At 68.3% G+C, this 24,842-nt stretch carries 33 protein-coding genes; 20 read left to right on the top strand and 13 right to left on the bottom strand.

The genetic code is table 11. The annotated features are described in order from the left end of the window. Positions 1-8 precede the first annotated feature (8 nt). The gene (locus tag ACQUS8_RS12825; RefSeq protein ID WP_435101660.1) at positions 9-1,235 is read left to right on the top strand and encodes a PQQ-binding-like beta-propeller repeat protein; all 1,227 of its coding nucleotides are present in this window, start codon (positions 9-11) and stop codon (positions 1,233-1,235) included. Positions 1,236-1,238: 3 nt separating this feature from the next. Here ACQUS8_RS12825 and ACQUS8_RS12820 read toward each other — a convergent pair whose 3' ends face one another. Next, on the bottom strand, positions 1,239-1,676 hold the full coding sequence (locus ACQUS8_RS12820) for a universal stress protein (protein WP_435101658.1): 438 nt from the start codon (positions 1,674-1,676) through the stop codon (positions 1,239-1,241). A gap of 183 nt (positions 1,677-1,859) precedes the next feature. On the opposite strand from ACQUS8_RS12820, the gene ACQUS8_RS12815 reads away from it, so the two are divergent. The 5 genes from ACQUS8_RS12815 to ACQUS8_RS12795 all read left to right on the top strand — a co-directional run bounded on the left by ACQUS8_RS12815 (position 1,860) and on the right by ACQUS8_RS12795 (position 6,575). Further along, positions 1,860-2,450 carry an AsnC family transcriptional regulator gene (locus ACQUS8_RS12815; protein ID WP_435101656.1) on the top strand — a complete coding sequence of 197 codons (591 nt, stop codon included), beginning with the start codon at positions 1,860-1,862 and terminating at the stop codon, positions 2,448-2,450. A gap of 75 nt (positions 2,451-2,525) precedes the next feature. Then, positions 2,526-3,599: a Gfo/Idh/MocA family protein gene (locus ACQUS8_RS12810; RefSeq protein WP_435101654.1), complete on the top strand. Its 1,074-nt coding sequence runs from the start codon at positions 2,526-2,528 to the stop codon at positions 3,597-3,599. A gap of 69 nt (positions 3,600-3,668) precedes the next feature. Then, positions 3,669-4,295: an FAD-dependent oxidoreductase gene (locus ACQUS8_RS12805; protein ID WP_435101652.1), complete on the top strand. Its 627-nt coding sequence runs from the start codon at positions 3,669-3,671 to the stop codon at positions 4,293-4,295. 80 nt (positions 4,296-4,375) lie between these two features. Then, a complete protein-coding gene (locus tag ACQUS8_RS12800) occupies positions 4,376-5,578 on the top strand; it encodes an ABC transporter substrate-binding protein (protein ID WP_435101650.1) in 1,203 nt (400 codons plus the stop codon). A gap of 88 nt (positions 5,579-5,666) precedes the next feature. Then, positions 5,667-6,575 (top strand): AEC family transporter, encoded by a 909-nt coding sequence (locus ACQUS8_RS12795; protein ID WP_435101648.1) that lies wholly within the window; start codon positions 5,667-5,669, stop codon positions 6,573-6,575. Positions 6,576-6,634: 59 nt separating this feature from the next. On the opposite strand, the gene ACQUS8_RS12790 is transcribed toward ACQUS8_RS12795, so the two are convergent. Together ACQUS8_RS12790 and ACQUS8_RS12785 are read right to left on the bottom strand one after the other, a co-directional pair. Beyond that, the gene (locus tag ACQUS8_RS12790) at positions 6,635-6,997 is read right to left on the bottom strand and encodes a helix-turn-helix domain-containing protein (RefSeq protein WP_435101646.1); all 363 of its coding nucleotides are present in this window, start codon (positions 6,995-6,997) and stop codon (positions 6,635-6,637) included. 83 nt (positions 6,998-7,080) lie between these two features. Further along, on the bottom strand, positions 7,081-7,224 hold the full coding sequence (locus tag ACQUS8_RS12785; RefSeq protein WP_435101644.1) for a DUF7560 family zinc ribbon protein: 144 nt from the start codon (positions 7,222-7,224) through the stop codon (positions 7,081-7,083). A 176-nt stretch (positions 7,225-7,400) separates the two neighbouring features. On the opposite strand from ACQUS8_RS12785, the gene ACQUS8_RS12780 reads away from it, so the two are divergent. Both ACQUS8_RS12780 and ACQUS8_RS12775 read left to right on the top strand, forming a co-directional pair. Beyond that, a complete protein-coding gene (locus tag ACQUS8_RS12780) occupies positions 7,401-8,039 on the top strand; it encodes a helix-turn-helix domain-containing protein (protein ID WP_435101642.1) in 639 nt (212 codons plus the stop codon). A 64-nt stretch (positions 8,040-8,103) separates the two neighbouring features. Continuing rightward, positions 8,104-8,574 (top strand): pyridoxamine 5'-phosphate oxidase family protein, encoded by a 471-nt coding sequence (locus ACQUS8_RS12775; RefSeq protein WP_435101640.1) that lies wholly within the window; start codon positions 8,104-8,106, stop codon positions 8,572-8,574. A 4-nt stretch (positions 8,575-8,578) separates the two neighbouring features. Here the strand turns inward: ACQUS8_RS12775 and ACQUS8_RS12770 are convergent, their stop codons facing one another. Further along, positions 8,579-8,716, bottom strand: a complete 138-nt coding sequence (locus ACQUS8_RS12770; RefSeq protein ID WP_435101638.1) for a DUF7560 family zinc ribbon protein — start codon at positions 8,714-8,716, stop codon at positions 8,579-8,581. A gap of 179 nt (positions 8,717-8,895) precedes the next feature. On the opposite strand from ACQUS8_RS12770, the gene ACQUS8_RS12765 reads away from it, so the two are divergent. Beyond that, entirely contained in the window at positions 8,896-9,084 is a 189-nt protein-coding gene (locus ACQUS8_RS12765) for a DUF7511 domain-containing protein (RefSeq protein WP_435101636.1), read from the top strand. A gap of 89 nt (positions 9,085-9,173) precedes the next feature. Beyond that, positions 9,174-9,743 (top strand): DoxX family membrane protein, encoded by a 570-nt coding sequence (locus ACQUS8_RS12760; RefSeq protein ID WP_435101634.1) that lies wholly within the window; start codon positions 9,174-9,176, stop codon positions 9,741-9,743. Positions 9,744-9,981: 238 nt separating this feature from the next. Here the strand turns inward: ACQUS8_RS12760 and ACQUS8_RS12755 are convergent, their stop codons facing one another. After that, positions 9,982-10,515, bottom strand: coding sequence for a GNAT family N-acetyltransferase (locus tag ACQUS8_RS12755; RefSeq protein WP_435101632.1), 534 nt, complete (start codon positions 10,513-10,515; stop codon positions 9,982-9,984). A 167-nt stretch (positions 10,516-10,682) separates the two neighbouring features. Here ACQUS8_RS12755 and ACQUS8_RS12750 point away from each other — a divergent pair, with 167 nt between their 5' ends. After that, complete coding sequence (locus ACQUS8_RS12750; protein ID WP_435101630.1) at positions 10,683-10,958, top strand: hypothetical protein; 276 nt, start codon at positions 10,683-10,685, stop codon at positions 10,956-10,958. 94 nt (positions 10,959-11,052) lie between these two features. Here ACQUS8_RS12750 and ACQUS8_RS12745 read toward each other — a convergent pair whose 3' ends face one another. Beyond that, a complete protein-coding gene (locus tag ACQUS8_RS12745) occupies positions 11,053-11,706 on the bottom strand; it encodes a helix-turn-helix domain-containing protein (RefSeq protein ID WP_435101628.1) in 654 nt (217 codons plus the stop codon). A gap of 153 nt (positions 11,707-11,859) precedes the next feature. On the opposite strand from ACQUS8_RS12745, the gene ACQUS8_RS12740 reads away from it, so the two are divergent. Both ACQUS8_RS12740 and ACQUS8_RS12735 read left to right on the top strand, forming a co-directional pair. After that, a complete protein-coding gene (locus ACQUS8_RS12740) occupies positions 11,860-12,141 on the top strand; it encodes an Htur_1727 family rSAM-partnered candidate RiPP (RefSeq protein WP_435101626.1) in 282 nt (93 codons plus the stop codon). Then, on the top strand, positions 12,138-13,346 hold the full coding sequence (locus ACQUS8_RS12735; protein ID WP_435101624.1) for a TIGR04347 family pseudo-SAM/SPASM protein: 1,209 nt from the start codon (positions 12,138-12,140) through the stop codon (positions 13,344-13,346). Before ACQUS8_RS12740 ends, ACQUS8_RS12735 begins: the two co-directional genes overlap by 4 nt. Before the next feature lie 10 nt (positions 13,347-13,356). On the opposite strand, the gene ACQUS8_RS12730 is transcribed toward ACQUS8_RS12735, so the two are convergent. Both ACQUS8_RS12730 and ACQUS8_RS12725 read right to left on the bottom strand, forming a co-directional pair. Beyond that, a complete protein-coding gene (locus ACQUS8_RS12730) occupies positions 13,357-13,680 on the bottom strand; it encodes a hypothetical protein (RefSeq protein ID WP_435101622.1) in 324 nt (107 codons plus the stop codon). Beyond that, on the bottom strand, positions 13,677-14,786 hold the full coding sequence (locus tag ACQUS8_RS12725; protein ID WP_435101620.1) for a TIGR04053 family radical SAM/SPASM domain-containing protein: 1,110 nt from the start codon (positions 14,784-14,786) through the stop codon (positions 13,677-13,679). The genes ACQUS8_RS12730 and ACQUS8_RS12725 overlap by 4 nt, the downstream gene beginning before the upstream one ends. A gap of 126 nt (positions 14,787-14,912) precedes the next feature. On the opposite strand from ACQUS8_RS12725, the gene ACQUS8_RS12720 reads away from it, so the two are divergent. After that, complete coding sequence (locus ACQUS8_RS12720) at positions 14,913-15,344, top strand: helix-turn-helix domain-containing protein (protein ID WP_435101618.1); 432 nt, start codon at positions 14,913-14,915, stop codon at positions 15,342-15,344. 120 nt (positions 15,345-15,464) lie between these two features. Here ACQUS8_RS12720 and ACQUS8_RS12715 read toward each other — a convergent pair whose 3' ends face one another. After that, on the bottom strand, positions 15,465-15,698 hold the full coding sequence (locus tag ACQUS8_RS12715) for a DUF2249 domain-containing protein (protein ID WP_435101616.1): 234 nt from the start codon (positions 15,696-15,698) through the stop codon (positions 15,465-15,467). Between the two features lie 116 nt (positions 15,699-15,814). On the opposite strand from ACQUS8_RS12715, the gene ACQUS8_RS12710 reads away from it, so the two are divergent. Beyond that, positions 15,815-18,130: a nitric-oxide reductase large subunit gene (locus tag ACQUS8_RS12710; RefSeq protein WP_435101614.1), complete on the top strand. Its 2,316-nt coding sequence runs from the start codon at positions 15,815-15,817 to the stop codon at positions 18,128-18,130. Between the two features lie 62 nt (positions 18,131-18,192). Then, entirely contained in the window at positions 18,193-18,492 is a 300-nt protein-coding gene (locus ACQUS8_RS12705) for a CGCGG family putative rSAM-modified RiPP protein (RefSeq protein ID WP_435101612.1), read from the top strand. Positions 18,493-18,526: 34 nt separating this feature from the next. On the opposite strand, the gene ACQUS8_RS12700 is transcribed toward ACQUS8_RS12705, so the two are convergent. Further along, positions 18,527-19,693, bottom strand: coding sequence for a trans-sulfuration enzyme family protein (locus ACQUS8_RS12700; RefSeq protein ID WP_435101610.1), 1,167 nt, complete (start codon positions 19,691-19,693; stop codon positions 18,527-18,529). A 179-nt stretch (positions 19,694-19,872) separates the two neighbouring features. Here ACQUS8_RS12700 and ACQUS8_RS12695 point away from each other — a divergent pair, with 179 nt between their 5' ends. Beyond that, entirely contained in the window at positions 19,873-20,292 is a 420-nt protein-coding gene (locus tag ACQUS8_RS12695; protein ID WP_435101608.1) for an SRPBCC family protein, read from the top strand. A gap of 135 nt (positions 20,293-20,427) precedes the next feature. Beyond that, the gene (locus ACQUS8_RS12690; protein ID WP_435101606.1) at positions 20,428-21,195 is read left to right on the top strand and encodes a GAF domain-containing protein; all 768 of its coding nucleotides are present in this window, start codon (positions 20,428-20,430) and stop codon (positions 21,193-21,195) included. A 15-nt stretch (positions 21,196-21,210) separates the two neighbouring features. Here the strand turns inward: ACQUS8_RS12690 and lrp are convergent, their stop codons facing one another. The 3 genes from lrp to ACQUS8_RS12675 form a co-directional block, all read right to left on the bottom strand. Continuing rightward, positions 21,211-21,669 (bottom strand): HTH-type transcriptional regulator Lrp, encoded by a 459-nt coding sequence (gene lrp, locus ACQUS8_RS12685; RefSeq protein WP_435101604.1) that lies wholly within the window; start codon positions 21,667-21,669, stop codon positions 21,211-21,213. Between the two features lie 162 nt (positions 21,670-21,831). Continuing rightward, a complete protein-coding gene (locus tag ACQUS8_RS12680) occupies positions 21,832-23,199 on the bottom strand; it encodes a permease (RefSeq protein WP_435101602.1) in 1,368 nt (455 codons plus the stop codon). Positions 23,200-23,307: 108 nt separating this feature from the next. Continuing rightward, positions 23,308-23,505, bottom strand: coding sequence for a heavy-metal-associated domain-containing protein (locus ACQUS8_RS12675; RefSeq protein WP_435101600.1), 198 nt, complete (start codon positions 23,503-23,505; stop codon positions 23,308-23,310). Between the two features lie 204 nt (positions 23,506-23,709). Between ACQUS8_RS12675 and ACQUS8_RS12670 the strand changes: the two genes are divergently transcribed. Both ACQUS8_RS12670 and ACQUS8_RS12665 read left to right on the top strand, forming a co-directional pair. Next, a complete protein-coding gene (locus ACQUS8_RS12670) occupies positions 23,710-24,132 on the top strand; it encodes a type IV pilin (protein WP_435101598.1) in 423 nt (140 codons plus the stop codon). Positions 24,133-24,243: 111 nt separating this feature from the next. Continuing rightward, the gene (locus ACQUS8_RS12665) at positions 24,244-24,801 is read left to right on the top strand and encodes a class I SAM-dependent methyltransferase (protein ID WP_435101596.1); all 558 of its coding nucleotides are present in this window, start codon (positions 24,244-24,246) and stop codon (positions 24,799-24,801) included. Positions 24,802-24,842 lie beyond the last annotated feature (41 nt).

Here is a 24,842-nt window from a genome sequence, read left to right as displayed (position 1 = left end):
CGGACGCAATGACTGCGAAGACGGTCGCGTTCGGCGTCGTCGCGCTCGTGCTCTTCGCCGGCTGTAGCGGGGCGGTCCCGTTCGTCGGCGACGGCGACGCCTTCGGCGCGCTCTGGCACAGCGACACGCCCGCCAATCCGGGCGGGTCGCACCATCCCGCGATAGCGACGCGCGCCGACGGCGAGACGTACGTCGCCACCGGCTTCGGCGACACCGGCGCGAACCGCTCGTGCTCGTTCGTCGTGCTGAACGGCTCCGGTGGCGTGCGCTGGAACCACACGCTCCCGGACGACGCCTGCGGGACGCAACCCGTCGGCGACCCGGCGTTCGGCGACGTCACCGGCGACGGCGCGCCCGAGGTTGTGTGGGCGACGCACGAACAGCGCCTCTACGCGTCGAACCCGCGGACGGGCACCGAGGTGCTGAACGTCTCCTTCCCGCGCGGGATGCCGTTCGCACAGCTCGCCGTCGTCGAGAACCCGACGCTCGTCGTCGTCCCGCTGATGACCGGACAGGTGCGGGCGTACCACCCGAACGGCACGCCCGCGTGGAACCGGACGTTCCCCGACTACGTCCGCGGGCAGAACCCCGCGCTCGTCCGTGACGAGGCCGGCGCGCGCCACCTCGTTCTCGGGACCGCGGGCGGCCTCGTCGCCCTCGACCCGGAGACGGGCGAGACGGACTGGCGCACCGAGACGCCGACACGCTTCCTCCGCGTCGGCCACCTCGACGGCACGCCCGTCGTCGTCGCCTCGGGGCCGAACGCCGCCGGTAGCGCAGGCGAGGGCGACACGCACGTCGAGGCCGTCGCGGCGAACGGCACGCGCCTCTGGGAGCGCCACTATCCGGGGACGCCCGCCGTCGGCGGGGTCGGCGCGCCTGCGCCCGACGCGCGGCCGCTCGCCTACGCGACGAACGACGACGGCCACCTCTACGCCTACGACCTCGCGAGCGGCCAGGAGGTGTGGAACCGGACGCTCGACGACGACCGCCACTACGTGCCGCCGCCGACGCTCGCGGACCTCGACGGCGACGGACGACAGGAGGTGGTCGCGACGAACGCCCGCGGCCTCGTCCGGGCCTACGACGCCGCGAACGGCACGCACGTCGGGTCGTGGACGTGGGACGGCGACGCCGCTGTCTGGGCGGGACTGCGGAGTGCCGACCTTGACGGGGACGGCGACGAGGAAGTGCTCGCGGTGACGACGGACGCGCGGGTGGTCGCGCTCTCCTGAGCGCTACGTCGAGTGCTCGGTCGCGCGAACGACCAACACGGGCACATCGGCGTGCCGGAGGACGCGTTCCGTGGTACTCCCGAGGACGGCACGCTCCGGGCCGGTGCGGCCGTGCGTCCCCATCACGACGAGGTCGACGTCGTGTTCCGCGACGTAGGCGAGGATTTCGTCGGCGGGCGTGCCGTGGCGGACCTCACTCGCGGCGTTGAGGCCGGCGCGGTCCGCCGCGCCCTCGATGGACGCCACGGCCTGCTCGCCCTCGACGCGGAGGTCGTCGCTCGGCCACGCCGCGGACGCGACGCGCTGTCGCAGTCGGTCGTCGACGACGTAGAGCGCATGGATCGTCGCACCCGCGCGCTCGGCGATGTCGAGCGCCTGCGTCACGGACTCCTGCACGCCGCCGCTCCCGTCGGTCGGCACGAGGACGTTCTCGTACGTCACTGGCCGTCACCTCCGTGTGTCTCTCGCACGTTCGGGAGTTCGTCCGTGCGCGCCAAGTAGGTTCGGCCCGCGGCGAGACGGTCGCCACCCTCCTTCGACTGTCGCGCATCGGCTGATGATTCGGCTTTCGGACGGAAAGCGGACGACCGAAATCGCCTTGGTTCTGAAAGCGATAGCTCGGGTATGCGCGAACTCGACGAGACCGACCTCGAAATCCTGCGCCTCCTCCTCGCAGACGCCCGGCGGCCCTACAGCGACATCGCGGACGTCGTCGGCCTCTCCGGGCCCGCCGTCTCCGAGCGCGTCTCGCGTCTCCAGGAGATGGGCGTCATCACGCAGTTCACCGTGAACGTCGACCGCTCGAAGCTCGCCGAGCGCGTCCCGCTCGTCATCGACGTCGCCGCCGACCCCGGGCACGCGAGCGACGTCTACGACGCCCTCGTCGCGGCCGACGGCACCCAGCACGCCTACCGGACGGCGGACTCGCACGTCATCGCGCACGTCGGCCTCCCGGACAGCGACGTCGAACCGTGGCTCGCGGACGCCGTCGACATGAGCGTCGTGGACGACTACGCCGTCCGCATCCTCGCGGAGAGTGAGTGGACGAACTCCGTCGCGGACGCCGACTTCGCCATCTCCTGTGCGGAGTGCGGGAACACCGTCACGAGCGAGGGCACCGCCGCCCGTCTGGGCGGTGAGCTCTACCAGTTCTGCTGTCCGACCTGCGAGTCGCGCTTCCGCGAGGAGTACGAGGAGCTCACCGAGGGGGTCTGACGCGTCGCGGCTGACGCGGGGTGAACGCGCGGGTTCGAAAACCGTTTGTAGGATGCGAGAGACTCACGGACGAACATGAGTGACACAGTGCGCTTCGGTGTCGTCGGCTGTGGCGGGATGGGACGGACACACGCGGGGAACGCCCGCGAACTCGGCCACCACGTCGTCGCCGGGGCGGACGTCGTCGACGGCGTCCGCGAGACGTTCACCGAGGACTTCCACGCCGCGGGCTACGCGAACCACGAGGAGATGTACGACGAGGAGGACCTCGACGCCGTCGTCATCACCACGCCGAACAAGTTCCACGAACCCGCCGCCGTCGACGCGCTTGAACGCGACATTGCGGTGCTCTGTGAGAAACCGCTCGCGCACACCCTCGAGTCCGCCGAACGAATCGTCGCCGCCGCCGAGGAGAGCGACGCCCTCCTCATGGTCGGCTTCCACAACCGCTTCACGACGCCCGCCGAGGTGTTCACGACGCGCCGCGACGCCGGCGAGTTCGGTGACGTCACGCACATCGAGGCGAACTACCTCCGCCGGCGCGGCATCCCGGGACTCGGCTCGTGGTTCACGAACCACGAGCTCTCCGGCGGCGGCGCGCTCATCGACATCGGCGTCCACGCCATCGACCTCGCGCTCTACCTCGCGGACTTCCCCGAGGTCGTCGAAGTCACGGGCGTCACGCGCTCCGAGTTCGGGACGCGCGAGGAGTACGCCGACCCCGACGGCTGGGCGGGCAACTGGGACACCAGCGAGGGCGGCTTCGACGTCGATGACTCCGTGAGCGCCTTCATCCGCTGTGCGGACGACACCACCATCTCGCTCGAGGTGTCGTGGGCGGCGAACCGCGAACCCACCCACGAGTTCCACGTCCGGGGTTCCGAGGCCGGCGCGCAGTTCGAACTCGGCGAGGAGGAGTTGACGCTCCTCTCCTGCACCACTGAGGGCACCGACCAGTACGTCGACACGGAACTGGACGGCGAACTCGAACCGAGCGGCCACAAGGCCGAGGACGAACTCTTCCTCGACGCCGTCGCCAGCGGCGAGGACCCCGGCATCAACACGCCCGAGCAGGGCCTGCAGATTCAGCAGGTCATCGACGCCATCTACCGCTCCAGCGAGGAAGGCGGCGCCGTCGTGCTCGACTAGACGTGTGGATCCGGGGCCGATGCGTCCGCAGGCGCACGCCTTATGGCGCGCTCGGCCCTACGGGGAGCCATGACCGAAGTCACCGTCGAGGCCGTCGAGTCGGTGGGCGCGCAGACCGTCGCGCTCGACCTCTCGACGCCCGACGAGTTCGACGCCGCGCCCGGCCAGTTCGTCCTCGTCCGCAAGGACGCCGAGGGCGACGCCGGCTACTACACCATCTCCTCGCCCTACGTCGAGGACACCTTCGAAATCACCGTCGGCTTCCCCATTGATGAGTCCGCCGAGGAGTCGCTCGGCACGTGGCTCTCGGAGCGCGAGGCCGGGGACACCGTCGACATCGAGGGGCCGCTCGGCCACGTCCAGTACCGCGGCGAGGGCGACGTCGTCGTCTACGCCGCGGGGCCGGGCATCGGACCCGCCATCGGCATCGCCGAACGCGCCGTCGACGAGGGCAACGACGCCACCGTCGTCTACCGCGGCGAGGAACCGCCCCATCAGGAGCGCCTCGACGCCCTCCACGAGGCGGGTGCGACCGTCGCGCTCGTCGACGAACTCGGCGGCGACTACCTCACGGGCGACACGGCGAACGTCTACGTCTTCGGCTTCGACGACTTCGTCGCGGAGGCGAAGGCGCTTCTCGAGGCGGACGAGCGCGACCCCGGCGAAGCGGCCATCGAGAGCTTCGGCCCCGCCTGAGCGGAAGCCTCACCCGCCCGACGGTTTCGGCCCGCCTAAAATTCGTAACTGATTTAATCCTGATTAGGCTCGCCTAAAGCATGGACGAATCGAACGGAACGCGGCTATCGCGGCGTCGCTACCTCGCTGGCGGCAGTGCACTCCTCGGAAGCGCCCTCCTCGCCGGCTGTTCGGGCGACACCGGTAGCGGGACGAGTACTACCACGACCAGCGCGACGGCGAGCACCACCACGAGCGACGGCTCCTACACCGTCTCCATGTCGCCCGTCGGCGAGATCGAATTCGACGAGGTGCCGACGAACGTCTTCACGATGTACAACCAGTACCAGGACATGCTCGTCGCGCTCGGCCACGAGGACGCCATCAACTCCATGTTCGTCCCGGAGATGGCGGGCACGACGATGAATCGCTACTACGCGCGCCTCGATGGCGTCTCCTTCGACTGGAAGGGGCTCCCCAACCCGTTCGACAACTTCTCGAAGGAGTTCTTCTACAGTCTCGACAGCGACCTCCACCTCCTCGGGCCCGCGTGGGCGACCACGCAGAAGAACTGGAGCAAGAGCGACGTCGAGGACGTCGCCGAGAGCGTCGGGCCGTTCTTCGGGAACTTCTACAGCGGCACGCACGCCCAGCCACCCGAGTCCTACCGCGACGGCTACCAGTACTACACGCTCTGGGAGATTTTCGAGAAGGTCGCACAGGTCTTCCGCGAGCAGGAGCGTTACGAGAAACTGCAGGCCGTCCACGACGACCTCATCAGTCACATCGAGTCGAACCTCCCGCCGAAGGACGAACGCCCCACCGCCGTCCGCGTCACGCTCGGCGACGGCCAGTTCTGGACCTACCACCTCAACCGCCCCGGCTTCTGGCTCGCCGACACCCGGCCGCTCGCCGCCAACGACGCCTTCGGCAGCGAGGAATGGGACGGCCTCTGGGGCTCCGTCGGCTACGAGACGATGGCCAAAGCCGACCCCGACGTCATCCTCCACCTCTGGGGGATGACGCCGCGCTACGACATGGCGAACGTCCGCGAACAGTTGCACTCGCACGACGTCGGCAAGACCCTCTCCGCCGTCAAGAACGACCGCGTCTACGCGCAGGGGATGCGCTACCAGGGTCCGCTGATGAACCTCTTCCAAATCGAGATGACCGCGAAACAGCTCTACCCCGAGATATTCGGCGAGTGGCCGGGCTACACGAGCGGTCAGCCCTACCCGGACATCCCGAAAGACGAACAGCTCTTCGACCGCGACCGGGTCGCGAGCATCGTCACCGGGAACTGAGTCGGCGGCCCCCTCTTCGTGCGGTCCGGTCGCGGCGTGACGCGAGGGGAACGAAACCCGCAAACACCCCGCCGACTATTCGGCGTGTATGGACCTCGCGGTCAAGATTCTCTACATGCTCTCGCTCCTCGGCGTCGGCCTCGGCGCGCGCCACCTCGGGGTGCTCACCGAGGAGCGAGCCGACTACCTGACGTCGTTCGCCTTCTACGTCGCGCTCCCCGCGCTCGTCTTCGACTCCACCGCCTCGACACCGCTCAGCGACGTGCTCTCGGTCGCGATGGTCGCGTCCTTCCTCGTCGTCCTCCTCGGCGTCGCCGGCGTCGGCTGGCTCGTCCACCAGCGCGTCCCGACGCGCGCCGAACGCAGCGTCGCCATCGTCCAGTCCTACCACACGAACTTCGGCTTCCTCGGACTCCCCATCGTCGCGATGACGCTCGGCAGCGTCGCCACCGCGAAGGCGAGCATCCTCCTCGGTATCGGCGCGCTCATCCAGATTCCGCTGACTATCGTCCTCCTCACGTCGATGAACGACGCCGACGCCTCCCTGCGCGACGAACTCGAGGGCGTCGCGCGCAACCCCGTCATCGCCGCGCTCCTCCTCGGCCTCGGCTTCGCCGCGTTCAGCCTGCCCGTCCCGGCCGCCGCGAACACCGTCCTCGACGGCGTCTCCGTCTTCGCGCTCCCCGCCGCGCTCCTTTCGGTCGGCGCGTCGCTCACCCTCTCGCTCGACGACGTCGACGTCTCCACTGTCGGGAGCGTGGTCGTCCTCAAAGTCCTCCTCATGCCGCTGCTCGGCCTCGCCGCGCTCTCCGTTCTCACCAGTGACGCCGTCACGGTGCAGGCGGGCGCGGTGATGCTCGCGATGCCCACCGCCGTCTCGACGTTCATCTACGCGAACGAACTCGGCGGCGACGCCCGCCTCGCCTCCACGAACGTCTTCGTCACCACCGTCTGCTCGCTCGGCGTCGTCTTCGTCCTCCTGAACGTGCTCGCCTGACGGATACGAAACGGAGACGGACGCGAGAAATCGAGACAGGCGTCCGCGAGACTGGGTGATCAGGCGACGCGGAGCGAGAACGCGCCGTCGGCATCGACGGTGAGCGTCACCTCCTCGACGGTGCGCTCGTACTCGCTCGTGTGGCGGCCGTCGAGGCTGACGCGGGTGCGTTCGGCGAGGAGGCCGGCGTCGCTCAACTGGTCGAGCTTCCGGTAGACCGTGGAGAGCGGGATGTCGCACGCGTCCGCGAGCTCCGTCGCGCTCCGCGCGTTCTCGCTCGTCGCCTCCAGAATCGCGCGGCAGTCGGCGTCGTCGAGCGCGTCGAGGACGCCCTGCATCGCCTCGGAATCGGTGACGAGCGTTTCGTCGGTCGCTGGCTGGCGGTACTGTGGGCGAACGGCCTCCATCGCGGACTGGCTCATACTCCGCTGTAAGCGACGGAAGGCCACCAGTCTGCGCCACCGCTATCCGGGGTGGTTTATATACTGGTGGGGAAGCCCCCGTTTCAGTCGTCGAACGCGCTGGCCGGGATGTCGCTGGCACAGACCGGACAGCCGTTGGCGAGCAGGGCGTCGCGTGCCGCCCCGTCGACGGGGATGGACGCGGCGCACTCCGGACAGGTGAACGTCTGGCTCTCGGCGCTACTCATCGCTCGTCGGTACGTCGAGGACGACTAAAGGGAGTGCGGCCGTTCTTACCGGCTGAAAATGGGGGTGGGTCACCCGCCTCGCGCGCCTCCCGCACCAGCGACATCCCCCGAGGTATCGGCGACCGTGTGTATCACCGCACTAAAGTCGCTGCTCGGCGAACACTCTCCACCAGCAAATGGGGTCAGGCATCCGCGCGACGGTGACGTTCGACGCCCCGGAGGAGTGTGCGCTCGCGCGCTTCTCCGAGGCGGCCGACGAGGCCATCACGCACGTCTCGACGAGCGTCGCCGTCGGCGACGCGGCCTGCGTCACCGAGTTTCTCGCGGCGACCGACGACGTCCCCGAGGAGACGGACGCCGAACACGTCTTCTCCTACGGCACCACGGACCTCTATCGGGTCACGCACGAGGGCGAACCGCGCTGTCCCTGCGAGTGTCTCGGTTCCTTCGGCTGTCCCGTCCACCGCTACGTCGCCGCGGACGGCGACGTGACGCTCGTCTTCCACGCCGCCGACTTCGAACTCCTGCAGGACCTGATGGCCGCGCTCCGCGAGCGCTTCCCGTCCGCGGACGTCGAGCGCCTCCTCCGGCCGCCGCTCGAGGGCTCGCCCGAGGAGCGCGTCTTCGTCAACCGCGGTAAACTCACCGAGCGCCAGCGTGAAGTGCTGGAGACGGCCTACGAGGCGGGCTACTTCGAGCGTCCGCGGCGCGCGAACGCCACCGAACTCGCCGCCGAACTCGACATCTCGCAGTCGACGTTCACCGAACACCTCGTCGCCGCCCAGCAGAAACTCCTCGAGGACGTCCTCGAATAGCGACGCCTCAGGCCGCCGAGGGGAACGTCTTAAGGCGGCACGTCCGCTCTGTGCGAGTACGACTATGCCACTCGCCGAAGAGACCGCGATGAGTGACTCCGAGACGGACGCCTTCCTCGGGGAGATGGAGACGGGCGTCCTCTCGCTCGCGCAGGAGGACGAGCCGTACGCGATTCCGGTCTCCTACGGCTACGACGCCGACGACCGCACCTTCTACCTTCGTCTCGTCTCGACGCCGAAGAGCGAGAAGCGTGCGTTCCTCGAGTCGTCGCCGCGCGCGCGTCTCGTCGTCTACGACGAGGAGGGGGAGGGTGAGACCGAGGCCTACCGGAGCGTCGTCGCCGTCGGGTCGCTCGAACGGATCGACCCGTCAGACCTCTCAATCGAACAGATCGAACAGTACGGGCGCGCGAAGCGTCCGCTCTTCGAAATCTGGGGGAGCTCGAAGCGTGACCTCGACATCCAACTCTTCTCGCTTGAACCGAGCGAGATGAGCGGCCGCCGCGCCGAAATCGACCGCGACGCCGACGAGTAGGGCGTCAGCAGGGGGCGAAGTCGTCGGCGGCGACGGCGGCCGAGCAGATCGGACAGCCGTTCGATAGGATGGCCTCACGCATCGAGTCGTTGACTTCGATGTGCTGGCCGCAGTCGGGACAGTCGAATTCGTATTCTTTCATGGGGGTCCGTCCTCGCGCCGAGTCAGCGCCGGCGGGCGGGCCGCCGGACGTGCCGCGATACTCTCACTGACCGTGCGTCGAACTATCAGACTGTCGGTTACCGATGTGGGGGACGATTTTCAGTCGGCGAGAACGGGGGCGACGCTCTATGGGGCCGCCGACGCGACTGTCGCGTATCGATGACGACCACGTCACTGCCCGACGCCGGGGACGACGCGCCCGCGCACCCGAGTCTCGTGGCGCGCGTCGAGGAGTACGACGACGAACCCGACGTCTGCACGCTTCACCCGCGTGACCCGGAGCATCGACTCACCGAGTGGGTGTCGGCGGCGGCGGGGTCGTACGTCTCGCTCGACGAGATGCGCTAGCACGCCAGCGCCCGATTCTCGCCGGCCGACAATCGACTCGCCGGTATATCGTCCCTCGTCGCCTCTCTCTATATGTAGGTGTCTCAGTAATGGCAACAAAAGTCGGAGCCGGCGTGAACGAGTTGGAGAGCAAAATTGGCGGCGTGACGGTGCACGCGAGAGTCCACAGCCTGTCGGCGTGGTTCGTGCTGGCGCTCCGGTTGATGATGGGGTTCGCGTTCGCCTACTCGGGGTTCACGAAGCTCGTCGCGGCCGAACCGTTCTCGGCGGGCGGCTACCTCGCGAACGTCGCGGCGACGAACGGCAACCCGCTCGCGCCGGTGTTCGCGTGGATGGGTGCGACGCCGTGGTTCGTCGAGTTCGCGAGCGTCGCCGTGCCGTGGGGCGAACTCCTCATCGGCCTCGGCCTCCTCGTCGGCCTCATGACGCGCCTCGCGGCGTTCTTCGGCGCGCTCATGATGCTTACCTTCTACTTCGGGAACTGGGAGGTCGCACACGGCGTCATCAACGGCGACTTCGCCTACATGCTCGTCTTCCTCTCGGTGGCGGCGTTCGCCGGCGGGCGCATCCTCGGCCTCGACCAATACGTCGAGAACTACGACCTCGACGGCGAGGCGCTCGTCGAGAAATACCCGCTGCTCGCGTACGTCCTCGGCTAACCCGGTCTTTTCTGCTCTATCGGCGTCGATAGCGCGTGTTCCGTTCGAGTCGGTGTCGCATTACCCGAGAAAGACGTCAGACTCTTCGACAGTCGTTTAGTCGCATTGGTGCCGAACGAAAGGGTGTCGGCGACACCCACGGGAATGGTCGATGAGGGAGGGGGTGGGATGTCGGCGACACCTGTACCGATTCGATAGATAGCCAATAAATCGGGGGCTAAAGTGTTTGGTAGTCCGTCTACAACTCCCGTTCGAATTCGTACTCACAGCCGGTCGCCACCGTCTCGAAGCCCGTCGTCTCGTAGAGCCGTCGTGCGGGCGTGTTGCGGCGCTCGACGGTGAGCCAGATTCGCTCGATGCCATGCTCGCGCGCATAGTCGAACGCGGCGTCGAGCAGGTGCGTGCCGATGGTCGCACGCTGGTAGCCGCTCGCGACGAAGACGGCGAGTTCGACGCGCGCGTCGTCCATCGGGAGGAGCGCGACGTGGCCGACGACGCGCGACTCGTGCCACGCGAGGACGTGCAGGCCGCCCTCGAGGAGGTCCTCGAGCCACGCGCGACGGCGCGACTCCGTGGCCGGTGGGAGACCTTGCGCCCGGTCCGCGGGGTCGAACGCCGCGTACATCGCGTCGACGGCGTCGTCCTCGTCCGCGTACGCGCGGAGGACGATGCGCCGGCCGTCGGCGTCCTCGAACGTGCGCGGGAGGGCGGACGACGGCTCGGCGGCCTCGCCGCCGGTCTCGCGCTCGTCGCCGAGTGGCACTGGGGACATTACGTGTGCGCCTAGGCCCTTCGGGGCGAAGTGTCTCCACGTCGATTCCCGGAAACCGAGAATTGGGGTGCGGGCACGCCCGCCGCGCTCGGGAGCCAGTCTGTGACGCTCGATGGGCTCCGAGACACGACCAGAACCTACACGGCGCTCTCGCCTCACGTGCAGGTATGGCACCGACCGTCGACGAGCTCAGGAACGAGATTAGGGTAGCTGTGGGGCGGTTCGAGCGGGAGATCTCGGCCGCGTTCACGAAAGAGGACCTCGCGGCCGTCTGCGACGCCGTCGGATACGACATCGACGCCGGCTCGCTGCCGCCGAAACCACGGATGCGGGCCGGCATCCTCGAGCGCATCGGGGAACGCGACGGCGACGAGACGGAGGGCGTCGACCGGGCGTTCCGGAAGGGCGAACTCGAAGCGATTGCCGCCGCCCTCGACGAATAGCTCCTTCAGCCCTCCCGATAATCGGGCTCTCGCCTCCGCTGGACGAACATCGAGGTTCAGTTTCTGCCGCCGTTCCGACCCGACCGCACTCCCGTTACTGGTGTTCTTCGAGGAGCGCGGTCCGGTCGGCGAACTCGGAGATGACGGTGGCTTCGGCGCGGTGGAGTGTCTCGCTGCACGTCGATTTCGCGATGCCGAGTTCGTCGGCGACGTCGGTGAGCGTACAGCGGCGCGGCGTCTCGTAGAACCCGGCTTCGACGGCGGTGGCAAGGACGTCGCGCTGGCGCTCGGTGAGGAGCGAGTCGGTCTCGAGGGAGTCCTCGGCGCCGAGGCGTTCGAGCGTGAACGAAATGCCGAACGCGGAGAACTGGTCGCGGAGCGCGCCGAGTTGCTCGGTGGGCGCGCGCAGCGTCCACGTCGCGTCGCCGTCGCGAATCTCGAAGGGGAACTCGAGGGGGATGCCGGACTCGCGCAGGGGGAGCAAGAGCAGGGGTTCGGCAGTCTCGAACTGCACGAGCACCTCCTCGGGCGTCTCGTAGAGGACGGTGTGGTCGAGAATCGTCTCGTGGCCGCCGACGTCGCGCAGCACCGTCGCGGGGTCGTCGCCGCCGATTTCGACGAGACCGACGCCCGTCTCGTCGTCGGCGAACGCGGTGACGACGCGGAACGTCGCCGCCGGGAAGCGCCGTGAGACGTCGCCGATCCAGATGCCCTCGGGGACGGAGACGGTGAGTTCGGCTCGCGGCATACGTCCGAGTTCGCGACCCCCACCTAAGTGGGTAGCGCCGCCTCCCAGCGCGCGAAAACACCGGCGCGCGGTCGACGACTCGAACCCGCCCTCCGTTCCCAGCGCGCGGGAACGGGCGACGGGGGAATGTCCCCGGCAACCGACACCACGCGTATGGACGGTACAGACCGCCGGCGGATAGACGTGGAGTCGCGGAGCGCGACGAGCGAGGAGTGGGAGGTGTTCGTCCGCGAGACCACTGAGGGACCGCTCCAGCACGTCGGGAGTGTCACCGCGCCGAACGCGGACGTCGCCCACGAGCAGGCGTCGATGCTGTTTGGCGACGACCTCGCGGACGTCTGGGTCGTGCCCGCGACGGCCGTCGTGCGCTTCGTCTCGGACGGCGTGGAGGTTGCGGACGACGCGAACGCTGTCGAGGGTGGTGAGGCGCGATGATCTCGGTCAGTAAGCTCCTCTGCGACCTCGACGCGGAGGGCGACGGCCTGCGCTACGACGACGCCGAGGGCTCCTCGAAACCCCAGATTGTCGAGGAGCGCACGACGAAACCGGTCGTCGTCTGGAACCTCACGAAGCAGTGCAACCTCTACTGCGAGCACTGCTACGCCGCCGCGGACACCGAGACGGCGGACGGCGAACTCACCACCGCGGAGGGCAAACGCCTCCTCGACGACCTCGCCGACTTCGGCATCCCGGTCGTCCTCTTCTCCGGGGGCGAGCCGCTCGTCCGCGACGACCTCGAGGAACTCGTCGCGTACGCCGCCGACCGCGGGATTCGCCCGGTGCTCTCGACGAACGGCACGCTCCTGACGCCCGAGCGCGTCGCCGCGCTCCGGGACGCCGGCCTCGCCTACGCGGGCGTCTCCGTCGACGGCCTCCACGAGCGCAACGACTCCTTCCGCGGGCAGGAGGGCGCGTTCGACGCCGCGATTCGCGGCATCGAGGCGTGTCTCGACGCCGGCATCAAGACCGGGCTGCGCTACACTATCACCCAGCACAACGCGCCCGACATGACGGACGTCGTCGACCTGCTCTACGCGAAGGGCGTGAACCGCTTCTGTTTCTACCACCTCGACTACGGCGGTCGCGGCGCGGACATCAGCGACGCCGACCTCGCGCGCGAGGAGACCCGGAGCGCGGTCGAGGAACTCTGCGACCTGACGCGCGAGTACCACGCCCGTGGCGAGGAAGTCGAAACCCTCCTCGTCGGGAACTACGCCGACGCCGCGTTCCTCGTGGAGTACGCCCGCCGCGAGTTCGGCGAGGCGAAGGCGCGCGCCGTCCACGAGTACCTCCGGCGCAACGGCGGCGACCCCACCGGCGAGCGCGTCGCCGACGTCGACTACCAGGGCAACGTCCACCTCACCCAGTTCTGGCAGGGCTACTCGCTCGGGAACGTCCGCGACCGGCCGTTCTCCGCCATCTGGTCGGACGAGTCGAACCCGCTGCTCGCCGGCCTCCGCGAGCGCGAGGACCGCCTCTCCGGGAAGTGCGCGGACTGCCAGTACCGCGCGGTCTGCTGCGGGGCGTCGCGGCTCCGCGCGACAGCTGCCCACGGCGACCCGTACGCGCCCGACCCGAAATGCTACCTGCGCGACGCCGAGCGACAGGGCGCGGCCGTGGCGCACAGCGTCGGCGACTGACGACGCCACGTTACTCGTCGGAACAGAACAGGTCGCGGACTCGTTCTTCGGTCGCTTCGTCGTCCGCCTCCTCGATGGCTCGTTCAGGGGCCTCGAGAAGGCCGTCGAGGAGGCGCTCCGAGACGTCTTCGAGGACGCGCTCGGCCTCGGGCGTGAGGGCGTCGCGGGCGGCGAGCCGCGAGCGCGCCCGTTCGAGTTGCTCGTCCCTGACGGCGGCCGCCTGCTCGTCGAGGCACGCGAGCGCGTCGCTTCCCGGGTCGTCGCCGCGTTCGTCGTCACTGTCCGCCGCGACGTCGCCGTCCTCGTCGCCGGCGGTGAGAAGCGCCTGCGTCATGGGCCGAGTTCGACCGGCATCTGGTCGTCGGGCATCGGGCCGTCGTAGCCCTCGGGTTCGTACGCGCAGAGCGGGTCGCTCGCGAGCGGGTCGCCGGTCGTCGCGTACGCCCGGGAGCGACTGCCGCCGCAGACGTGGCGGAACTCGCAGGCGCCACACTTCCCGGTGAGCGCGTCCTTGTCGCGGAGATCGGTGAACAGCTCGGAGTCCCGGTAGAGGTCGACGAGCGAGGCCTCGCGGACGTTCCCCGCGGACTCCGGGAGGAAGCCGGAGGGGTAGACGTCGCCGGTGTGGCTGACGAACGCGAAGCCGTCGCCCGCGGTGATGCCGGTGCGACGGCCGATTTGGTCGCTCGCGGGCGCGGCCGTCCCGCCCTCGGCGCGCTTCTCCTGGAGGGCGACGCGGCGATAGTGGGGCGCTTCGGTGGTCTTCACGCCGAACGGCGCGTCTTCGCCGACGTCGACGAGCCACTCCATGACGCGCTCGGCGCGCTCGGGTGGGATGGCGTCGAGGACGCGGCCGCGGCCCACCGGTACGAGGAAGAAGACGGACCAGAGCACCGCGCCGAGGTCGGCGACGAGGTCGCGAATCGCCGGGAGGTCCTCGAGCGTCTGCGCGCAGACGGTCGTGTTTATCTGGAGGGGGAGGCCGGCGTCGCGGGCCGCGCGCGCGGCATCCATCGTCGCCTCGAAACTCCCGTCCTCGCCGCGGAAGGCGTCGTGAGTTTCTGCGCTCGCGCCGTCAAGGCTGAGCGCCATCCGGCGGAGGCCGGCGTCCGCGAGTGCGGCGATGCGCTCGTCGGTGAGTGAGCCGGTACCACTCGGCGTCATCGTCATCCGGAGGCCGTTGTCGACGCCGTACTCGACGAGCTCGAGGGTGTCGTCGCGCGCGAGCGGGTCGCCCCCAGAGAGGACGACGAGCTGGCCCTCGCCGAACTCGCGGGCCTCATCGAGGAGCGCCTTCCCCTCGGTAGTGGTGAGTTCGTCCGGGTGGCGCGCCGGCTGGGCGTCGGCGCGACAGTGCTCGCAGGCGAGTTCGCACGCCTGTGTGAGTTCCCAGATGAGAACGAACGGCCGCTGCGCCGTATCGACGTCGCTCGGTCGCATTGGTGAGTCCTACGCCGCGTCGGGACGAGTAGTCCGTCCCGAACGTGTTCGGGCCGTGCCGCCGCGTCACGGTGACCGAACATGTTCGGCGACACGGCTTGCCCGGAGGCCCGCATACCGGCGCGTATGGCGCACCCGACTGCCGTCGAGGGCCACCTCGAGGCCGCCGCGGAATCGGCCACGCGCTCGCGGGACGCCTCCGACGTCCCGCGGGAGGCGACACTCACCGAGGTGCTCGACGCCCTTGACGACGCCGACTGTCGCGCGATGCTCGAAGCGCTCGAGGATCCGAAGACGGCCAGCGACCTCTGCGAGGAGTGCGACGTCCCCTCCTCGACGGCCTACCGGAAACTCGACCAGTTGAGCGACGCCGGCCTCGTTACCGAGCGCGTGACGCTCCGCGACGGCTACCGGCAGGTCACGACCTACGCGCGGGCGTTCGACGCCGTGCGCGTCGTCGCCGACGAGGACGGCTTCAGCGTCGACGTCGAGGCGCGCGAGCGCACCCCAGCCGACCGCCTCGGCGAGATGTGGTCGCAGGTCCGGCGCGAACCCTGACCGGCCGCGTTCGAACGACTCATCGGGGCGACGCCCAGCTCATCTCGAACCGTCGTCGCACGCTCCTCCTGACGTGACCGTACTGGGCCGGCGAAAAGAGCGGGATGTCGGTCCGCGACGCTACTGCTTCGGGAAGCGCGCGACGAACTTCCCGTCCTCCGCCTCCTCGACTTCGTAGTCGTCGGCGTCGAAGGCTTCGACCTCCGCCTGGAACTCGTAGAAGAGGGGCTTCGGCTCGTGGTCGTTGACGATGGTCAGGACGTCGCCGCTCTCGAGGTCGGCGAAGGCGTCGTGAATCTTCGGATGGCGCTCCGGCGGCGGAATCTCGCGGACGTCGAGGGTCGTCTCACTCATACGGGTCCGACTCGGCGGCGGACGATGGTAGCCCTTCCGCCGAACATATTCGACCACGGCTCCCGAACGTGTTCGGCACCACCAAAATATACCCCGCTTATGAAGAACCAACTGAGATGCGAGTTCGGAGAGAAACCTTAGCGAAGGCGCTCGTCGTCGCCTTCGTCTTCAACCTCGTCGTTATGGGCGCGGGGGCGTACCTCGCGTACGAGCAGTCACCCCAGCGCCCCGAACAGATCGTCGGTCCGAACGGTGACGTCCTCGCGACGAACGAGGACATCGTCGCCGGGAAGGCAGTCTTCCAGCAGAACGGCCTGATGAATCACGGGACGATACTCGGGAACGGCGCGTACTTCGGCTCCGACTACACGGCCGACGCGCTCGACCGGTTGACCCAGCACATGCGCGAGTACGTCGCGCGTGAACGCTACGGAACGCCCTACGATCAACTCGACCAAGCCGACCAAGCGGCCGTCAACGACATCGTCAAACGGCAACTCGAAGCGGGGAGCTTCGGCGACACCGTCCAGTTGACCGCCGCCGAAGCCTACGCCTACCAGCAGGTCCGGCAGACCTACGTCGAGCGCTACCACGAGGGCACGCCCATCGCCGGCATTCCCGAGAACTTCGTCTCCTCGCCCGAGGACGCGCGCCGCTTCGCGGACTTCGCCGTCTGGACGGCACTCTTCTCCGCGACCGACCGGGGGGACACTGGGCACTCGTGGACGAACGAGTGGCCCTACGCCCCCGGCGCCGGTAACGACGCGCCCGTCAGCGCGCTGACGTGGAGTGTCGTCGCGATGGTGCTGCTCATCGTCGGCGGCGGCGCCGGCATCTGGCTCTATAACTCCATCGACCTCCCCGAACCCGACGCGACGGGCATCGACGTGCCCGACCCGGGTGAGGTCGAACTCTTCCCGAGTCAGTTCGCCGCCGCGCGGTTCGTCCCCGTCGCGGCCGTCCTGTTCCTCGCCCAGACCCTCCTCGGCGGGTTGATGGCGCACTACTACATCGAGCGCGAGGGCTTCTACGGCATCGCCGAAGCGCTCGGCATCGACGCCGTACAGGCGCTGCCCTTCGCCATCACGAAGGCGTGGCACATCGACCTCGCGGTGCTCTGGATCGCGACGATGTGGCTCGGCATCGGCCTCTTCCTCCCGCCGCTGCTCACCGGCCGCGAGCCGAAGAACCAGAAACGCTACGTCCACGTCCTGCTCGGCGCGCTCTTCGTCGTCGTCGTCGGCGGCTTGCTCGGCATCTGGCTCGGCGCGCAGGGCTACATCGAGGGCGCGCTCTGGTGGATCCTCGGCAACGAAGGCCTCGAATACCTCGAAGTCGGCCGGCTCTGGCAGGTCGGCCTGCTCGTCGGCTTCGGGCTCTGGACGGCGCTCGTCGCGCGCGGGTTCAAGCCGTTGCTCGAGCGCGAGTCGCGCTACGGCCTCGCGCACATGATCATCTACGCGGGCGGCTCCATCGGCCTGCTGTTCGCGGCGAGCATGTTCTACACGCCGAAGACGAGCATCGTCGTCACGGAGTTCTGGCGCTGGTGGGTCGTCCACATGTGGGTCGAGGGCGCCTTCGAGTTCTTCGTCGTCGCCGTCGTCGCCGTCGCGCTCGTCGCGATGAACCTCCTGAAGCGCCGCAGCGCGGAGAAAGCCGTGATGCTCGAGGCCCTGCTCGTGATGGGCGCGGGCATCATCGGCGTCAGCCACCACTACTGGTGGATCGGCCTCCCGGACTACTGGGTGCCCATCGGCAGCGTCTTCTCCACGCTCGAGTTCATCCCGCTCGTCTTCATCCTCTTCGAGGCCATCGGCGAGTACCGCGCGATGGTCACCGCCGGCGAGGACTTCCCGTACACGCTCCCGTTCATGTTCATCGTCGCCTCGGGAGTCTGGAACTTCATCGGCGCGGGCGCGCTCGGCTTCTTCATCAACCTCCCACTCGTCAACTACTACGAGCACGGGACGTTCCTCACGGTCGCGCACGCCCACGCCTCGATGTTCGGCGCCTTCGGCTTCCTCGCGCTCGGCCTCGCCGTCTACCTGCTGCAGTTCACCACGAAACCCGGGAAGTGGAACGGAACGAACCTGAAGCGCGCGTTCTGGCTGTGGAACGCCGGCCTCGTCTGGATGGTCTTCCTCGGCGACATCCCCGTCGGGTTCATCCAACTCGAGGCCGTCTTCACGGCGAACTACGACGCCGCGCGCTCGCTCGCCTTCTACAGTCAGGACATCATCCAGACGCTCTTCTGGGTGCGTCTGCCCGGTGACGTCCTCCTCATCCTCGGGACGGCGCTCTTCTGCTACGACGTCCTGAAGAAGCGCTTCGTCCGCCGCGAGGTGACTGCGCCCACGACCGACGGCACCGTCATCTCGCGTCGCGTCTTCGGCGAGGACGAGGACGCCAGCCCCGACCTCGGCGACGACTGACCGGCCCGGTCCCGAACAGATTCGGGACGCCGTTCTTCTCTCTCGCCCGCCTTTCTCCGCGTATGAGCCACTCACACGGTGCCGAGACGGTCGACGAGGAGACGCACAACACCTCGTGGTCTGCGAACCTCGAACTCCCCGAGCACGAGGCGTCGTGCGAGCGCGTCGTCGACGACGCCGTCGAGGCGGTCCGGCGGACCGCGTCCGGCTACCACGTGAACCTCGTGACGCACGGCGCACACGGCCACCCCGAGGACTACCTCTACGACGCGCTCGAGGCCGATTTCGGCGACGAGATAACCTACGAGTACGTCGAGCAGTGCGGCTGCGGCGGGCACGTCGTCCGCGTGCACGTCGCATGACCGACTGACGGCGCGCGCTGCGCTGTCTGTTCTCTCACTCCTGTAGCTTGCCGAGCGCGGCGTCGAGGTCCGCGACGAGGTCGTCCGGGTCCTCGACGCCGACCGGCGCGCGCACGAGCGACTCCGAGATGCCCGCGCGCTCGCGTTCGGCGTCGCTCAGGTTCCCCGCCGACATCGACGCCGTGTGTTCGATGAGCGACTCGACGCCGCCGAGGCTCACCGCGACGTTGAACACGTCGAGTTCTTCGAGGAACGCCCGCGTGACCGCGGCGTCACCGTCGATTTCGAAGGAGACGACGCCGCCGTAGCCGTCCATCTGCTCGCGTGCCAGCGCGTGCTGTGGATGACTCTCCAGCCCCGGGTAGTGGACGCGCGTCACCGCGGGGTGGTCGGCGAGGAACTCCGCGACGGCCTGCGCGTTCGCCTGATGGCGCTCCATCCGCAGCGGGAGCGTCTTGAGGCCACGCTGGAGGAGGTAGCAGTCGAAGGGTGCCATCGCCGCGCCGAGCGCTTTCGTGCCGACGAACCGGAAGGCCTCCGCGCGCTCGTCGTCGTCGGTGACGATGGCTCCGCCCGTCGCGTCGCTGTGGCCGTTCAGGAACTTCGTCGTGCTGTAGACGACGACGTCCGCGCCCGACCCGAGGGGGCGCTGGACGGTCGGCGTGCTGAACGTGTTGTCGACGGCGAAGAGCGCGTCGGCGTCGGCCGCGACGTCGGCGATCGCCCCGATGTCGCAGAGTTTCAGCAGGGGATTCGTCGGCGATTCCATCCAGACGAGCGCGGTGTCGGGCGTCGTCGCGGCGGCGACGGTCGCGGGGTCCGTGGCGTCCACGTAGTCGACGTTGATGCCCAGCGGCGCGAGCAGGTCGTCGAAGAGCGCCTTCGTCCCGCCGAACAGCGACTCGGAGGCGACGACGTGGTCGCCCGGCCGGAGCGTCGCGAGACAGACCGTCGAGATGGCGGCCATTCCGGCGGAGAGCGCGACGGCGTGCTCGGCCCCCTCCAGGTCGGCGAGCGTCGCCTCGAGGGTGTCCCGCGTCGGGTTGCCGAAGCGACTGTACGTGTAGCCGTGACCCGGCGCGCCCGGGTCGTCCGCCTCGAACGTCGTCGAAAGGTGGAGGGGCGGGACGACATCGCCCGTCTGCGGGGCGGGGTGCTTCGGGTGGTCGATGGCTCGTGTCGCGAAACTGCGCTCGGACATGTGGTCTCACGGGACGGATACGTCCGTAGACGCTTCGGTCGGCCGCCGCGGCGCCGAGTCCCATCGCGTGAGACTCGCCGTGCCGGGTTATGTCGCCGCCCCGCCTACGGTCCGCCGTGAACAGCCATGTCTGAGCGAGAGCCGACGGGCACTTGCCCGCCCGCCCGGAAGGTGGTCGTATGGAGTCAGTGACCGTCTCGCGGCACGTCGCGGCGGACCCGGAGCGCGTGCGCGCGGCGATGACGGACGTCGGGCCGTTCATGCGCGCTGCCGGCTTCGACGAGGTACACGTCGCCGACGACGGGGAGACGTTCACGCTCGTGAACCGCGTCGGCGTCGTCGAGATCGAACTCGAACTCGCCGTCGCCGACCGGCCGGACGCAGCGTTCGCCTACGAGCAGCGCGACGGCATCTTCCGCGAGATGTGGACGGCGTACCGCGTCGAGGAGGCGGACGGCGGCACGGACGTCACGGCGACGACGGAGTACGAGGTGGCGGCGAAGTTCGTCGGGCCGATATTCGACGGTACCGTCGTGAAGCGCCAGCGCCGGAAGGAACTCGACGCGCAGTTCGACTACCTCGCCGAGCTCGAGGGTTGAGGCGCCCTCCGACGACCGTCGGACTCGGTGCACGCCCGTCGCGCGCCGGCGGGGAATCGCGGGAGGGAAGCGGCAGTAAGTGTCGAGGTCGGCCAATACGTTCTTCCCGGGAAACCCCATATCGACAACTGTCTGATGGAAGATCTGGGGGAGCTATCAGTCTGTTACGTATCGACCGACGCGACGGGTGGGGGACCGGCGCTCGACGGCATCGAGGTGGCGTCTGCGACGCCCGCGGACGTCACACTCGACGCGTTCGACGCGCTCATTGTCGACGAGGAGTTGACCGGGACCGACGCCCTCGGCGCGCTCGTCGACCGCATCGATGAGACGCCGTGCGTCGTCGTCGAGGACGACACGGACCCACGCGACGTCGAACTGACGCTCCGGACGGCGGTCAGAGAAGGGTGGACGGGCTACCCGATTCCGGTCGGCGAACCCGACCGCCTCGACCGTCTCTCCGAGTACGACTTCCAGGAGCCGATGCTCTCGGCCCACCTCGACGGACTGACGACGACGGCGCGCGAGTGTATCGATGCGCAGGTCGGTTTCGTCGGTGTCGTGCGCGAACACCGGGAGGAGTTCCTCTCCGTGCAGGGCGTCGACTGGGAGACGCTCGAACGGCAGGACTCGGTCTGCACGCACGGTATCGTCGGCGACGACCCGCTGGTCATCGAGGGACTCTCCGAGGACCCGCGCGTGACCTACGAGGCAATCAACGACGAGTACGACCTCGAATTCTACGCGGGCGTCCCGTTGACGACGCCGAACGGCGACCGAATCGGCATGCTCTGCGTGATGGACGAGGAGCCACCGGAGTTCGACGAGGACGACGAGCAGGCGCTCGAATGGCTCGCCGGCCAGGTCACGCACTACGTCGAGCAGTACGGGCAGGCGAGCTAACGCGGCCGCGTCGCGTCACTCCTCGACGTCGAGTTCGAACTGCTCGCCCTCGACGGCGGCATTCAGCACGACGCTTGTCGAGGAGCCCGTGATGTTCGAGTCCGAGAGGATTTCCTTGATGCGCGCGTTCATGTCGTCGGTGTCGCGGAACTTCCCGACGGCGATGATGTCGAACTCGCCGGTCACCTCGTAGACGGAGGTCAGTTGCTTGATGTCCCGGAGCTGGTCGGTGACGTCCGGGATGGCCGACCCCTCGACGTTGAGCTGGAGGATGGCGGTGACGTCGTAGCCGAGTTTACCGTAGTCGACGACGGGCGTGTAGCCCGTGATGACGCCTTCCTCTTCGAGGTCCTTCAGGTGGTTCGAGACGGTCGTGACGGAGACGTCGAGTTCCTCCGCGAGCGTCCGCAGGCTCGCCCGTCCGTTGCCCAGCATCGCGTTGATGAGGTCGGTGTCAATATTATCGTATGCCATTATATCCCCTTATCCGGTAGGGTTGTGATTGATTCGTATTGAGCTTTCGCTCTCGGACGCACGCTCGTCCGGGAGAACGCCGTCGTATCGAGCAAGTCGTCAGGCCGAGCACGCAGCCCCCTAGCGACGGGGAGCCACGGGTAGACGATGACGTCGTTGGCGTCAGTGCTCCGCCGTCTCGCCGTCGTGCTGGTGTCCGCCGTGCCCGTGGCCGCCGCCATCCCCGTCCTCGCCGGTGGCGTGCAGCCAGTAGAGCGCGAGGAACGCGACGACGGCGAGCGCGTTCAGCACGGCCTTGTAGTTGAGTTCGATGTGGATTTCGGTGAGGCGCGCCGTCGCGGGGTCGGGGACGAAAGTGACGCCGGTCGCAGCGTGCAGGCCGACGAAGAGGAAGTGAACGAGGACGCCGGTGACGACGGCGCAGCCGAAGATGGTCGCGGAGAGGACGGCGGCGAACGTCCCGCCGTAGTACTCCCTGTAGGCCTCCATGATGGGCGGGATGATGAGGTCGGCGTAGATGTAGGAGAGGACGCCGCCGAAGGGGAGGCCTTCGGTGTAGAGGAGCGCGCCGAACGGGACGTTGCCGACGGAGCAGACGAACGTCACGACGCCGATGACGGCGCCGACGGTGGCCATCGCGAGGACGTAGACGAGCGGCACGCCGAGGAAGTTGGTGTCGAAGACGGCCGTCCAGAGCGACTGCGGGACGAACCCCGCGAGGATGCCGGCGAAGACGAACCCGAGCGCGATTTCGTCGTAGAGCATCCCCCACTCCTTGTACTGTTTGTCCGCGAGGTCGCGCCATCCGGCGAGCGACGTCGCCTTCTCGCGAATCGTGGTGTTCGCTTCCTCGGGGTCCCACGACTCCATGCAGGACGCCGAGCAGAAGTAGTAGGTGGTGCCGTCCACCTCGCGCGTGTAGTCCGTCTCCTCGGGGTCGACGTCCATCCCGCAGTTCGGACATTGGACGGTGTCGTCGTCCGCGCTCGCGTGCTTGCGGGCAGTCTCGAGGACGTCGTCCGGGACGGCGTAGCGGAAGACGGCGGCCATCAGGACGATGAGGACCAACCCGCCCAGGAAGTCCGCGAGGACGAACTGCCAGCCGAGGAGCAACCAGATGACGAACCCGATCTCGATGACGAGGTTCGTCGAGGCGAACATGAACGCGCCGAGCGCAGCGCCGGCGCTCGCGCCCTTCTTGTAGAGGTTCTTGGCGGTGGCGATGGCCGAGTAGCTACACGAGGAGGAGACGAACCCGAAGAACGTGCCGAGCGCGAGTTCGCGCGGGCCGGCCTCCGAGAGGTGGTCGGCGATGTCGTCGCTCGACACCCACGCCTCGACGCCGCCGGCGATGGCGAACCCGAGGACGAGCGCCCACCACGTTATCCAAACCATCGAGACGGTGGTCTCGGCGGCCTCTCGCGCTCCCTCGATGAGGAAGACGCCGAGTGGTTTCGTCGTCGTCACCGCGCCGACGACGACGGCGAGTCCGGCGAGACAGGCCAGTATCAGGTAGTCGCGCGTGTTCATTAGTCCCCCTCCACGTGGAACTACTCACGGGACGTTGAGGTGGATTTCGGCTACTGGAACGCGGGTGAGAACGGCGGTGTGGTTTGGAACCGAAAGCGTCTCGCTGCGTCAGGCCGAGAGTTCGTAGCCGGCGTCCGAGACGGCGGTGGCGACGGCGTCGTCGTCGGGTTCGCCCTCGACGACGAGCGTGTCGCTCTCGTTGTCGGCCTCGGCGGACTCGACGCCGGGGAGCGCACCGACGGCCTCCTCGACGCTCTGCTCGCAGTGGTCGCAGGACATGCCGGTGACGGTGTAGGTCTTGCTCATTGCGTTCGTCCCTACGCGCTTCTCGTTTACCTCGATTGTGTCTTGGACTCCAAAGTCACGAACCGAGACGAGTCTGGATATCGAATCGGGTTCGGGTCACTCCCCTCGTGTGTCTCCGTCCGGCCGCCCTTTTATTCGTGTTTAGAACATTGAATGAAACAGCCAGCGGTGGACTGATTTCGTCCATCGCGGCCCGCCTAACTCATGGACCTCCACGACCTCTTCAGCGACGACAGAGCAGTCTCGCCCGTCATCGGCGTCATCCTGATGGTCGCGATTACCGTCATCCTCGCGGCCGTCATCGGGACGTTCGTCCTCGGGCTCGGCAACCAGATTCAGAGCACCGCCCCGCAAGCCTCGCTCACCTTCGACGGCGACGCCGGCGACAACGTCACCGTCACCCATCAGGGCGGTGAGACCGTCCCCGTCGACACCGTCTCCCTCGAGTACACGAACACCTCGGGTGCCAGCGTCACCGAAGCCGTCAACGACGTGCCCGGGTCGACGTGGACCGCCGGCGAAACCGCTACTACTGACGCCCCCGTCAAGGCGAGCACCAGCGTGCAGGTCGTCTGGCAGGCCGCCGACGGCGACAAGTCCGCCGTCCTCGGAACCTACCGGGTCTAGCGCCGTCGACGCGGGGTCACGCCCTCCGTTTCTCCTCTCACTCTCGCCCGCGGAGTGACCGCCACCGCCGTCGCCGCCACCGCTAACACGGCCCCGCGCGTCGTGCCCACCATGGGCCACCACACGTTCGACGCCGCGCACGCCGACCGCCTCGAGGACGCCGCACGACGCTACCGCTACTGCTCGCGCGAGGAACTTCTCGGCGCACTCGCCCTCCACGGCACTGAATCCGTCGCCGACCTCGGCAGCGGCACCGGCTTCTACACCGACGACGTCGCACCCGACGCCGCCCATGTCCACGCTGTCGACGTTCAGGAGGCGATGCACGACTACTACCGGGCGAAAGGCCACCCCGAGAACGTGGCGCTCACCACCGCCGACGTCGCCGACCTGCCGTTCGCCGACGACGCCATCGATGCCGCCTACGCCACCATGACCTTCCACGAGTTCGCAAGCGCCGAGAGCCTCGCCGACGTCGCGCGCGTCTGCCGCGACGGCGCGACGTTCGTCGTCGTCGACTGGAGCGCCGCCGGCGACGGCGAGGACGGCCCGCCACTCACCGAACGCTACGACGCCGACGACGCCGCGACGATGCTCTCCGATTCCGGCTTCGACGTAGAGCGTGCCGACGAGCGCGTCGAGACGTTCGTGGCCGTCGCTACGCGATAGGCCTCAGAAAAACGAGTGGAGATTCGTGCTCGGTGGCTACC

This window comes from Halarchaeum sp. P4, assembly GCF_051195175.1.
Taxonomy (GTDB): Archaea; Halobacteriota; Halobacteria; order Halobacteriales; family Halobacteriaceae; genus Halarchaeum.
Note: the sequence above shows the minus strand (reverse complement) of the source record. Positions and strands in the feature narration are given on the sequence as shown.